At 64.7% G+C, this 11,073-nt stretch carries 8 protein-coding genes and 1 pseudogene; 5 read left to right on the top strand and 4 right to left on the bottom strand.

All coding sequences use genetic code 11. The features are described from left to right. From KBT70_RS15315 to KBT70_RS15300, 4 genes are all read left to right on the top strand, one after another. Positions 1-1,782 (top strand): Ig-like domain-containing protein (locus KBT70_RS15315; protein ID WP_296635755.1); only part of this gene is annotated, 1,782 nt, incomplete at its 5' end. A 74-nt stretch (positions 1,783-1,856) separates the two neighbouring features. Beyond that, positions 1,857-3,164: a TolC family protein gene (locus tag KBT70_RS15310; protein ID WP_296635750.1), complete on the top strand. Its 1,308-nt coding sequence runs from the start codon at positions 1,857-1,859 to the stop codon at positions 3,162-3,164. After that, the gene (locus KBT70_RS15305) at positions 3,161-5,389 is read left to right on the top strand and encodes an ATP-binding cassette domain-containing protein (protein WP_296635744.1); all 2,229 of its coding nucleotides are present in this window, start codon (positions 3,161-3,163) and stop codon (positions 5,387-5,389) included. Before KBT70_RS15310 ends, KBT70_RS15305 begins: the two co-directional genes overlap by 4 nt. Before the next feature lies 1 nt (position 5,390). Beyond that, positions 5,391-6,590: an HlyD family type I secretion periplasmic adaptor subunit gene (locus tag KBT70_RS15300; RefSeq protein ID WP_296635740.1), complete on the top strand. Its 1,200-nt coding sequence runs from the start codon at positions 5,391-5,393 to the stop codon at positions 6,588-6,590. A gap of 73 nt (positions 6,591-6,663) precedes the next feature. Here KBT70_RS15300 and KBT70_RS15295 read toward each other — a convergent pair whose 3' ends face one another. The 4 genes from KBT70_RS15295 to KBT70_RS15280 all read right to left on the bottom strand — a co-directional run bounded on the left by KBT70_RS15295 (position 6,664) and on the right by KBT70_RS15280 (position 9,972). Next, complete coding sequence (locus tag KBT70_RS15295) at positions 6,664-7,194, bottom strand: polymer-forming cytoskeletal protein (RefSeq protein ID WP_296635736.1); 531 nt, start codon at positions 7,192-7,194, stop codon at positions 6,664-6,666. Then, a complete protein-coding gene (locus KBT70_RS15290) occupies positions 7,184-8,503 on the bottom strand; it encodes a M23 family metallopeptidase (protein ID WP_296635731.1) in 1,320 nt (439 codons plus the stop codon). The genes KBT70_RS15295 and KBT70_RS15290 overlap by 11 nt, the downstream gene beginning before the upstream one ends. Before the next feature lie 183 nt (positions 8,504-8,686). After that, positions 8,687-9,490: a ferritin-like domain-containing protein gene (locus tag KBT70_RS15285; RefSeq protein WP_296635758.1), complete on the bottom strand. Its 804-nt coding sequence runs from the start codon at positions 9,488-9,490 to the stop codon at positions 8,687-8,689. Between the two features lie 20 nt (positions 9,491-9,510). Beyond that, a complete protein-coding gene (locus tag KBT70_RS15280; RefSeq protein ID WP_296635727.1) occupies positions 9,511-9,972 on the bottom strand; it encodes a peroxiredoxin in 462 nt (153 codons plus the stop codon). A gap of 106 nt (positions 9,973-10,078) precedes the next feature. Here KBT70_RS15280 and KBT70_RS15275 point away from each other — a divergent pair. Then, positions 10,079-11,073 (top strand): annotated as a pseudogene (locus KBT70_RS15275) (hypothetical protein); the annotation flags it as partial.

The raw sequence follows: 11,073 nt of genomic DNA, 5'->3' as shown, positions 1-11,073 counted from the left end.
CGCGTCGACACGGAAGTGCGCGATTTCGGCATGACGGGCACGCCCGGCGGGGCCGATGGTGTGATCAACGCGGCAGAGCAAGGCGGCGGCTTTGCCATGAGCGGAACGGTCGAGCCGGGCTCGACGGTGCGTCTGACATTTGGCACGGCGGTCGTCGATGCGGTGGTGGCGGCGGATGGCCGCTGGACGGCGAACTTTACCGGCGCGCAGATTGCCAGCGGCACCTATACCGGCGATGTGGTGGCGGTGGCCACGGATGCAGCGGGCAACGTCAGCGAATTGCGCGAAGCGGTGAGTGTGGATACCGAGGCCGGTCTCTTGACGTTGAACGCAAGAGCGATTGGCGGCGATGGCGTCATCAACGGGGCCGAGGCGGATGCCGGGGTTCTGGTCACGGGCACGGCGGATGCCGGGGCCAGAGTGATCGTCAGCCTCGACGGGGTCGAGCATACGGTGCAGGCCGATGGCACGGGCCGGTGGCAGAGCCGCTATGAAAGCGCCGAGATCACGCGCGGCACGCATGTGCCCGAGGTGAGCGCGCGCACGGTCGATGCGGCGGGCAATCCGACCGAGGTCGAGGCGACGGTGCGGGTGGACACGCAGGTGGACAACCTCAGCCTCAGCGATCTCAACCTCGCGATTGGGGCGGATGGGCGCGATGTCATCAACAATGAGATTGCCACCAATGGGTTCAATGTCACGGGCACGATCGAGCCGGGCAGCCGGGTGTTTGTCACCATCGACGGGGTGCGGCACGAGGCGCAGGTGGCGGCCAATGGCAATTGGGTGGCACGCTTTGGCCCCAACGAGATTGCATCCGGCGAGCGGGACGTGGCCTTGCGCGTCGATGTGACCGATAGTGCGGGCAATACCGCGTTCATCAACGATACGGTGCGGGTTGATACGCTGGTCAATGAACTGAGCCAAGATGGTCCGGTGACGCCGGACAATATCATCAATATCGCAGAGGCGGCGGCAGGCGTGACCCTGAGGGGGCAGGTCGAGCCGGGATCGAGCGCCGAGGTGCGGGTGTTTGGCCGGACCTATCAGGCGGTGGTCGATGCCAATGGCAATTGGTCCGTGACCCTGCCCAACGGGGATATTCCCCGGCAGGACGGGCAGGCTGCGATGGTGGTGGCCGCGACCGACGGGGCGGGCAATACGCATCAGATCACCGGCAGCCTGACGCTGGATATGGTCGCACCCGAGACACCGGGGATCGTGGGCTATTTCCGGCAGGGAGACGGCTATCGCAATGCCACGGTGGAAACGAGCGCCGATGATGTGAGCATCCATCAGGTCGATGCGGGCGGCAATGTGCGTGAATTGGCACTGGGCGAGCAGGCCAACCAGTTCACCGGCGAGACGGATTACTTCTTTCTCGACGGGGCGGGGCGGATTGCACCGGTCTCGGATGGCTCGCAACTGGTGGTGACGAGCACCGATGCGGGGGGCAATACCGCGAGCACCTATGTCGTGCTCGACGAGACCAGCACCTCGGTCGTGAATATCGGTAATCCCAATCTGAGTGCCTTTGACATCGAGACGATTGATCTGCGGTTTGGCGATCAGGCGCAACTGAGCCTGACAGAAGCGCAGGTTCTGGCCCTCTCGGGCAATAGCGACACGGTTCTGGTGCAGGGGGGCACGGATGACCGCGTCACGCTGACCGGGGCCGAGGCCGCAGGCAGCACGGTGATCGACGGTCAGGCCTATGACATCTACACGCTGGGCAATGATGCCACGGTCGTTGTGGATGAGGATATCCAGATCGTCACCTGATCGCGAACAGGGACGCGCGCCCGTGCCGGGGTGCGCGTCTCCAACGACAGGGCCGGAAGGTCGGAGGACTATGTATGGGGACTGTAACGAGGGGCGTGTTGCTTGCGGGGGTCTGTTTGGCGCTTGCGGGGTGTTTGCGCGAAGATGACCGCGACGCAGAAGTATCGCGGGCCGCCGCAGGGCCGGATCTGCGGCCTGACCAAGAGGCGCGGGCCAAAGAGGCGGCGCAATCGGAAATCATCCGCGATTTGCAGGCGCGCCGGTCGGTTCTGGTGCCGGGCAGCAGCTTTGATCAGGTGGCAGGATCGGTTCTGGCCGCCTATAGCCGCAGCGCCGAGGCGGATTTGCTGAGCGCGCGGTTGCGGGCCGAGGCGGCATCGAAGAACTGGTTGCCGCGGATTGGTCCTAATATCAGCCTGACCAGTCTGAGCGATCTGGTCAGTCAGTTGATTGTCGAGCAGGTGCTGTTTGACAATGGCCGCAAGAAGGCCGAGCGCGACTTTGCCAAGGCCGATGTCGAGGTGGCCGCCGTGACGCTGGCCGAGGATGTCAACAAGCGCGTTTTTGAAGGGCTGTCGCTCTATCTTGATGCGGCGCAGGCGCGCGAGCGTCTGGCGCTGGAGCGGCGCACGCTGGAGGATATGAGCCGGTTCGAATGGATCATGTCAGAGCGGGTCAAGGGCGGTGTGTCGGATATGTCCGACCTCAATATCCTGCGCTCGCGTCTGGCGGAAATCCGCGAGGTGATGGCCGGGCAAGAAGAGGCCGAGGCCACGGCACTGGCGGAGTTGAACGCCATGGCGGCGCGCCCCTTGGGCGGGGTTGCGGGCCTGTCGGAGGTGCCGGTGGAGGCGGGGTCTGTTGCGGCGCTCGATGTGTTGCGCGCCATGGCCGAGGCCGAGCGTGACACCGCCGAGGCGGTGATGGCGCGCGCGGGCCTCTTGCCGGGGTTGACCGCCGGGGGCACGGTGGGCAATGGCGACACGAGTTTCGGCCTCAACCTGCGCTCCGAGCAATTGCTGGGTTTGGGCACCGGGGCGCAGTTGAAGGCCGCCGAGGCCGACAAGGAAGCCGCCAAGCGCCGCCGCGCGCAGGCCGATGAGGACAGCGACCGGGTGGTGCAGCGGCTGGAAGGGCAGTTGAGTGCCCTGTCGCGGCAGGTGGGCGAGGCGAGCACGCTGCGCGACACGGCCAAGGCCAATCTTGATCTCTTTCAGGCGCAATATGATGCCGGACAGCGCGAGGTCATGGATGTGGTCGGTGTCTACGAGACCTTTGCCGAGCGGCAGGCGCGGGCGCTGGCGCTGAAATACGAGTTGGCGCTGGCGCGGCTGCAACTGGCGCGGCATCTGGGTGTGCTGGCGGAGGGGAGCCGGATTTGACCAAGGCCCCCGTCGCCCTGACGATCACCACCAACGCGCGCGCGGCAGAGGTCAAGGGCGAGTCCAAGGGGCCGCAGCCCGCCGCTGCGCGGTTTGGCGAGCGGGCGGTGGCGCGGGCCAAGTTGGGCGTGGCCTATGCCGCGCTCTTGGGGGTCGAGGCGGTCGAGCGCGATATTCTGGAGGCGATGATCGCGAGCAAGGCAGGCGGTGGCCCCGCCGATCAGCCACAGCCGCGCGCCTTGGCCGATGGGCTGGAGGCGGCGGGGCTGATGGCGCGGGTCGAGCCGGTGGCGCATCCGCATCCCGATCAGTGGCCGGCGCTGGCGCAGATGACAAGCGGGCAATTCGTGCTGGTGCTGTCGCAGGCGGGCAACGTCTTGACGATCCATGACACGACCTGTGCCGATCAGCGGGCCGAGGTGGACCTCGCCGAGTTCGAGCCGTTCTTTACTGGCCTTGTGGTGCGGGCCGATGCGCCGGTGCAGAGCCTGAGCCGCGCGCATGACGCGCCCGAGGCCGCGCCGCACTGGTTCTGGAGCCAGTTTGCCGGGTTTCGGCGGCATATCGCGGAGGTGGCGCTTGGGTCTTTCGTCGCCAATATTCTGGCGGTGGCGGTCGCGCTCTTTGCGCTACAGGTCTATGACCGGGTGATTCCGCATCAATCCGAGGCGACGCTGTGGGTGCTGGCGGCGGGCGCGGGTCTGGCGCTGCTGATGGAAGCCGCACTCAAGATCGCGCGGGCGCAGTTGATGGACGGGGCCGGGCGGCAGATCGAACTCAATGTGCAGCGTATTCTGATGGATCGTATTCTGGGCATGCGCTCGGAAATTGCCAGCAAGGGACCGTCGCAGATCTTTTCGGCGATGCGGGAATTCGGATCGGTGCGGGAGTTCTTTACCGCCTCCACCATCGGCACGCTGACGGATTTACCGTTCATCGTGGTCTTTCTGGCGCTGGTGGCGTCGATTGCGGGCAATGTGGTCTGGGTTCTCATCTTGGGCGGGATCATCATGGTGCTGCCCGGCTTCCTGCTGCAACGCCGGATGATGCGGCTCACGCAAGAGATGCAGGGTGCGGGCGCGCGGGGCGCGCGGCTGTTGCATGAGGCGGTATTTGAGCTTGATACGCTCAAGACGCAGCGGGCCGAGGACCGGTTTCGCCGGATTTGGGGCGAGTTGACGGCGCTTCAGGCGATCAAGTCGAGCGAGCAGCGGCGGCTTGGATCGGTGCTGAGTTTCTGGGCGCAGGCGGTGCAGCAGGCGACCTATATCGTGGCGGTGATCCTTGGGGCCTATCTGGTCTTTGCGGGCGAGTTCACCGTGGGCTCGATCATTGCCGTGGGGATTTTGACCAGCCGCACGCTCGGGCCGCTCACGCAGCTATCGGGGACGCTGGCGCGGTGGGGCAATGTGAAATCGGCGCTGGCGGGGCTGGATGCGATTGCGCTGGCAGAGCAGGACGAGGCCGAGGGGCGCAGCTATTTGCGGCGGACGTCCCTGACCGGGGCCTATGAGCTGCGCGAGGTGCAATTTGCCTATGACACAGGGGCTGCGCCGGTTCTGGATATTCCGGGGTTGATCATTCAGCCCGGTCAGGTGGTGGCGGTGCTGGGCACCAACGGGTCGGGGAAATCGACCTTTCTTAAGCTCTTGTCGGGGCTTTACGCCCCAAGCCGGGGGCGGTTGATGCTGGATGGTACCGATATGGGGCAGATCGCGCCGCGCGATTTGCGCCGGATGATCGGCTATCTGGGGCAGGATGTGCGGCTCTTTACCGGCAGCCTGCGTGAGAACCTGAACCTGACCTTGCTGGAGCGCGATGACGCGCGGTTGATGCAGGCGTTGGAGTTTGCCGGGCTGGGGCCGTTTGTGCGCGGTCATCCCAAGGGGCTGGATCTGGAGATCCTTGACGGCGGTCAGGGGCTGAGCCAAGGGCAGCGGCAGTCGATCGGATGGGCGCGGCTGTGGTTGCAGGACCCGGCGGTGTGTCTGCTGGACGAGCCGACGGCGGCGCTGGATCAGACGCTGGAGCGCACGCTGGTGAGCCGGCTTGAGACATGGCTCAAGGGGCGCACGGCGGTGATTGCGACGCACCGGATGCCAATTCTGAGCCTGACAAGCCGCACGCTGATCCTGCAAGCTGGACGGATGGCGGTGGACGGGCCGCGCGATCAGGTGCTGGCGCATCTGGCGCAGGCGGCAGGCACCGGGCCGGGAGGGGCATGACATGAGCGACGTCGGCACGCGCAGCACCGCAAGCATTCTGGCGGAATTGAACGGGCGCTTGCGCGGTCCGAGCCTGATGGTCTGGCTCTGTGCGGCGAGCGTGTGGATCTTTATCCTCTGGGCGGCCTTTGCCTGGATTGACGAGATCGTGCGCGCGCCGGGCGAGTTCATTTCCACCTCGCGGCCGCAGATCATCCAGAACCTCGAGGGCGGGATTCTGGCGGAATTGCTGGTGCAGGAGGGGGATGTGGTGGCGCGTGGCGATGTTTTGGCGCGGCTGCATGATACCCGGTTTAATTCGGAAGTGGCGGATTTGCAGGATCAGATTGCGGGTCTTGAAGTGCGGCAATTGCGGCTGGAGGCGGAATTGGCGGGGCAGTTCGATTTCGTCGTGCCCGAGGCGCTGGCGGAGCGGGCGGGGGAAATGGTGGCCTCGGAACGCGCGCTCTTGCGGGCGCGGCAGGAGGATTTCGTCAAGAGCAGTGAGGGCGCCAAGCGGGTGATGCAGCAATCCGCCGAGGAAAAGCGGCTGTTGGAAGGGCTGCTCGAGAAAAAGATCGTGGCCTTGATCGAGGTCACGCGTGCCCGCAAGGCGCATGCGGATGCCGAGAAACGCTATGACGAGATCGTGACGCAAGCCGAGTTGGAGCGGGCCGAGGCCTATTCCGAGACCTTGAAGGAATTGGCGACGCTGCGCCAGAACCTGCGCGCGAGTCAGGATCAGCTCAATCGCACCGTGCTGTTGAGCCCGTTGCGCGGGGTGGTCAACAATCTGAGCGTGACGACCATCGGCGGCGTGGTGCGCCCCGGCGAGGAAATTCTGGAGATCATTCCGCTCGATGAGGAGATGTTTGTCGAGGCGCGGGTCGAGCCGCGCAATATCGCCAATATCCGGCGCGGGCAGGAGGCGACGATCAAGCTCACGGCTTATGATTACACGATCTATGGCACCCTAAAGGGGCGGGTCGATTTCATTTCTGCCGATACGTTCAAGGATGAGCGGGCGCGCGATCCCGATGGCGATCCGCATTACAAGGTCTCGCTGCGGGTGGATATGGGCGCGCTGACGCCCCGGCAGGCGGGGATCGAGATCCGGCCCGGCATGCAGGCCGAGGTGGAATTGCACACCGGCGAAAAGACCGTGCTGCAATATCTGCTGAAACCGCTCTACAAGAGTCAGCAGGCGCTGCGCGAGCCGTAAGAGGCGGAGCGGCAGACGTGAAAAAGGCGGCGATGGCACGGGGCCACGCCGCCTTTTTAATGTCTGGTCCGGATCAGCCTTCGGCGGGTTTCGGCGCGGCGGGGGCTGCGGCGGCGGGCGCTGCGGGCTTGGGGGCCGATTTGTTGCCGGTCAGGGGATCGTCCTGACGCTGCACCGAGCCTTCGAAATGCGCGCCGCTCTCGATGGCGATGGTCTTGTGGATGATGTCGCCTTCGACGCGGGCGGTCGAGGTCAGGCGCACCTTGAGGCCACGTACACGGCCCACGATGCGGCCGTTGATGACCACGTCATCGGCAATCACTTCGCCCTTGATCGTGGCGCCTTCACCAACGGTCAGCAGATGCGCGCGAATGTCGCCCTCGATCGAGCCTTCGACCTGAATATCGCCGGTGGTCTTGAGGTTGCCGGTCACGTGCAGGTCCGAGGACAGCACCGAGGCGGGCGGCTTGGCCTTGGGGGCCGAGGCCTTGAATTCCGTATTCAGCGCGTCAGGCCGCGCCGAATCGAGCCGGTTCTCGGAGGCAGCCGGTTTGGCCTCTGCGGGCTTTTGCGCGGGTTCGTTGATTTTGCTCTTAGAAAACATTGTTTGCAGCCTTGATGTATATCATGGGGTTGACGGACTTGTCGCCGACGCGGACCTCGTAGTGTAGATGTGTGCCCGTAGAACGTCCAGAGTTGCCCATATCACCAATCCGCTCGCCACGCGAGACCCTTTGCCCGACGTTGACACGGATTTGCGATAGATGAGCATAGCGGGTCTCGATGCCGAAGGCGTGCTGGATCTTGATCAGGCGGCCATAGCCCGAGAGCCAGCCTGCGTGCGTGACGACGCCATCGGCGGTGGAATAGATCGGCGTGCCATGGGCCCCGGCAAAATCGGTGCCTTCGTGCATCCGGCCCCAGCGCATGCCATAGCCCGAGGTGAAGCGGAACGCGCTCTTGACGGGCAGGGCAAAGGGCGCCTTTTGCGCGGCAATGCGGTAGAGGTTCAATTCGTCCATACGGCCAAGGATGCGGTTGGCGCGCTCGGCATCAAGCGAGGCCTCATCGCCACGGGTGGAGAACGACAGCGGCATGAGCGGGCCGCCCTGACCGGAATAGCCCCGGCGCACGGTCTGGAGAAGGCTGTCGGTGTTGAGGCCTGCGGCGCGGAACATCTTGTCGAGCGGTTCGACCGAGATGGCCATGGCATCTTCTAGTTGGCTGAAGATCTGGTCGTTCTGATCCTTGAGCAGTTCAAGTTCCAGGGCCATTTCCTCGGCCTTGAGGAGAGCATCCTGGGCATTGGCAATGGTTGTGTCACGCTCTTCGGCGGCATCGTCGAGGGCTGCGGTCAGGAAATTGACCGTGGCATCGGTGCCGGACTCCGCGTCGGGCCCAACGCCCGCGCCGCCCGTTGATTGCATCGAGAGGGCCAGTTGCTCGGCCTCTTCGCGGGCCTCTTCGCGCTCGGACATGGTGCGGCGGAGGGTGGACTGGATCACTTCGATCCCAGTTTCCAATTCGCGGCGGCGGGTTTCGGAGGCCAGCAATTCGGATTGCATCAACGAAATCTGTTCGAGCGCAGAGGAAAACCGCTCTTGTGCGGCAATCGCCTCTTGGGCGCGCTTGTCACGCTCGGAAGAGAGCGCGTTGAGGCGGTTTTCATAGGTGCGCTGATCGCGCTTGGCCTGCTCGCGGAAATTGCCGGCACCGATGTTGTCCATCACGAGGACGGAGGTGGCGATGATCGACCAGGCGATGATGGCCGAGGCCCCGAGAAAGGCAAAAAGCTGGGTTGAGGGGCGCAGACGGATGAAGCGCGTATCGTTATCGGATCGCAAAAAGACCCGGCGTTCGGGAAAGTATCTTTCAAGGATCGTATGAATTTTTATCGCAAGTCTTGTTCTCACGCGCTCAATGTCCCTGTTGCCCCTACGGTCGTCCCTTGCGGTGCCGGATTGGTTTCAGGCGCCGCAATGAAACGTGATTAGCCAGCAGGGTGGCTTTGGGCAAGATTTTTGACCAATCCTCAGGCGGGGCTGGGCTGTTTCCCGCCAGAGCGGCGGAAATTCGCCGATAGCATATGCCGAATTTCAACCCCTGATTGAGCCGCTCTCGGTAAGAGGCCAGTAAAAGTCGGGCGGGATGCCCGCCTCGGCGCGCTTTTCCTCGTTGAAGGGCGGTTTGAGCGCGCCGTGGAAGTAGCGGCGGACGAGATCATGAAAGGCGGTCTTGGGGTCGATGTCATGGCGACCGCAGAGAAAGTGGAACCATTTGGAGCCATAGGCCACGTGATGCACCTCTTCGGCGTAGATCACCCGCATGGCGGCGACGGCGGCGGTCTCGCCTGCGCGCTCGAAGACCTCGATCATGCCGGGGGTGACATCAAGGCCGCGCGCCTCGAGCACCATGGGCACGACGGCGAGGCGGCCAAGGAAATCCTGCGCCGTGTCTTCGGCGGCGCGCCACATCCCGGCATGGGCAGGCAGGGCACCATAATGGCTGCCCATTGCCTCAAGACAGTCGCGTATCATGTTGAAATGCTTGGATTCCTCATCAGCGGACTTGACCCAGTCATCGTAGTATCCAAGCGGCATCGGCGTGTCGGCAAAGCGCGCGATGATATCCCAGTGCAGGTCCACGGCGTTGAGCTCGATATGGGCCACCGCATGCAGAAGCGCGATGCGCCCCTGCACCGAGCCGGGGCGGCGGCGGGGCACGTCGCGCGGGTCGAGGAGTGCGGGCTGTTCGGGGCGGGCGGGGCGCAGGGGCGGCTGGGCACGCCCCAAAGGAATGTCGCGCCCCGCTGCGCGGGCGGCAAACCACGTCGCGGCATGGGCGCGCGAGAGGGCCGTCTTGGCGCGGCCGTCGCTGGTCGAGAGCACCGCGACGGCCATATCTGTCAGGGTGAGGTCGCTCACAGCGCCTTGACCGCGTCCAGCACCTCTTCGGCGTGGCCGGGCACCTTGACCTTGCGCCAGACGCGGGCGATGCGCCCCGCGCCGTCGATCAGGAAGGTCGAACGCTCGATGCCGAAGTATGTCTTGCCATACATGCTCTTTTCCGCCCAGACGCCAAAGTCTTCGCAGACCTGCGCGTGTTCGTCGGACAAGAGCGGCACGGTAAGGGCATGTTTGGACTGGAATTTTTCGTGACTGGCAAGGCTGTCCTTGGAAATGCCCATCACTGTAACCCCGGCGGCGTCGAACTGATCCTTGAGGGCGGAAAAGGCGACCGCCTCTTTGGTGCAGCCGGAGGTATCGTCGCGCGGGTAGAAAAACAGCACAACCGCGCCGGGACGCAAGGCCGAGAGCGTAACAGGATCACCACCGGCGCGCGGCAGGGTGAAATCGGGGGCCATTTCGGATGTATCAGGCATGGGGTATCCTCTGGGATGAAAATTGTGAATTCCATATTAGGACGCAAGAGACCAGAATAAAGCCACGAGGCAGAAGAGAGGCGCAGCATGCGCCCGAACGGATAGGATGAGCACGCAGCCGACACAAGAGCAGGGCACGGCGGAAACGACGGAGCCTGCAATCCAGACCCAGAAACGCGCCCGCAAGGGGCGGCGTGTGCTGCGGCATGTGATGCAGTTCTGTTTTTCCTGCGCGGTGCTGGTGGTTGTGCTGGGCCTTGGGGTGGCGATGAGCATCGGGGCGAGCCTGCGCGCGCCCGACTGGGTGCAGGAGCGGATCGCCGCGCGGATTGATGCGAGCGTGCCGGGCTATGCCCTGCGCTTTGGCGAGATGTCGCTGGTGGTGGGCGAGGATCTCGTGCCGCGCGTGGCGTTGCGGGATGTGGTTCTGGCCAATCTCGACGGTGTAACGCTGGTCACGCTGGGAACACTCTCGGTGACGGTGGCACCGGCGCCGCTCTTGCGCGGCGAGGTGCAGCCCGAGGCGGTGCATCTGTCGGGGGCGCGGCTGGGGCTGCGGCGGCTGGCGTCGGGCGAATTCGCCATCATGTTCGAGGGCACGGGGCAGGGCGGCACCTTCAACGAACAGATGGATGCGCTCTTTGCCCGGCCGCAACTGGACGCGCTGACCCGCGTGACGGCGGACAATCTGACGCTGCGCTATGAGGATGCCCGTGCGGGCCGTGCCTGGAGCGCGGATGGCGGGCGGCTGGAGTTGATGCGTGCGGGCGACGAGATCACCCTGCGCGGCGATGTTGCGCTGCTTGGCGCGCGCGATTATGCGACCACGCTGGCGGTGAATTACACTGGCCGCATCGGCAGCAAGGCGGCGGAATTTGGGGCCACGTTCGAGGATATGCCTGCGGGTGACATCGCCGGGCAATCGCCCGCTCTCGCCTGGCTTGGGGCGTTGGAGGCCCCGATTTCGGGGGCGCTCCGGGCTGGGGTCGATGGAGAGGGGCGTCTGGGCCCGCTAAATGCGACGTTGCAGATTGGTGCAGGCGTGCTGCAGCCCACGCCCGCCACGGCGCCGATCAAGTTCCGCTCGGCGCGCAGCTATTT

Source organism: Roseovarius sp., assembly GCF_018066915.1.
Taxonomy (GTDB): Bacteria; Pseudomonadota; Alphaproteobacteria; order Rhodobacterales; family Rhodobacteraceae; genus Roseovarius.
Note: the sequence above shows the minus strand (reverse complement) of the source record. Positions and strands in the feature narration are given on the sequence as shown.

Excerpts from the sequence above, each read along its gene's own strand:
- KBT70_RS15310 (WP_296635750.1), top strand. The coding sequence starts at position 1,857 with ATGGGGACTGTAACGAGGGGCGTGTTGCTTGCGGGGGTCTGTTTGGCG.
- KBT70_RS15300 (WP_296635740.1), top strand. The coding sequence starts at position 5,391 with ATGAGCGACGTCGGCACGCGCAGCACCGCAAGCATTCTGGCGGAATTG.
- KBT70_RS15295 (WP_296635736.1), bottom strand. The coding sequence starts at position 7,194 with ATGTTTTCTAAGAGCAAAATCAACGAACCCGCGCAAAAGCCCGCAGAG.
- KBT70_RS15285 (WP_296635758.1), bottom strand. The coding sequence starts at position 9,490 with ATGGCCGTCGCGGTGCTCTCGACCAGCGACGGCCGCGCCAAGACGGCC.
- KBT70_RS15280 (WP_296635727.1), bottom strand. The coding sequence starts at position 9,972 with ATGCCTGATACATCCGAAATGGCCCCCGATTTCACCCTGCCGCGCGCC.